This is a genomic window from Clostridium boliviensis, from assembly GCF_033342255.1.
Classification (GTDB): Bacteria; Bacillota; Clostridia; order Lachnospirales; family Lachnospiraceae; genus Lacrimispora; species Lacrimispora boliviensis.
The window spans coordinates 1-512 of record NZ_JAWONS010000181.1 but is presented as its reverse complement, the minus strand read 5'-3'; the positions used below and the strand labels follow the sequence as shown (position 1 = coordinate 512).

Genomic DNA, 512 nt, shown 5'->3' with positions numbered 1-512 from the left:
AATGGACCTTGGCAAACAGCCTTTTGCCTCGGAGGCGGTATTGGAAAAAGTAGTAGGGATAGAAAAGCCGGCTTTGAATCCGTACCGATCGGGAACGGGTAGCGCGGGCGACGGACTCGGTCAGCAGAGAAGGGTCCCCGGTCGTCGGAATCGCGGCGATCCGTTTCATCCTTCTGTCACTCCCTTACCGGAATCAGGCGATGCTCCCGCAGATGACGGGCGATATTCAACGCTTCCGGTGCCAACTCCCGCGCCGAATGCCGATCCACCGCACCGGAAATTTTTCTGCCGTGTTTAGCCTCCTCGACGGCATCCTGTATCCCCTGGGAAGGATCTTTTCCGAAGAGGTTGCCGATGAGCATTCCCAAAACGGAGAACAACAGCCCGCCGATAAAGGGATGAATCGCCGTCACGCTCTCCAACCCCGCCTGCGTCCAAACAATGTGGGTTGCCGCTCCGAGCACCATCGAGCAGATCGCCCCCACCCGGTTCGCTTTTTTCGAGTAAACGGA

The 512-nt window shown here is 57.8% G+C and carries 1 protein-coding gene; it reads right to left on the bottom strand.

Annotated elements, in window-relative coordinates; translation table 11 throughout:
- Positions 1 to 176: 176 nt before the first annotated feature.
- Positions 177 to 512 (bottom strand): hypothetical protein (locus RZO55_RS11895; protein WP_318064503.1); only part of this gene is annotated, 336 nt, incomplete at its 5' end.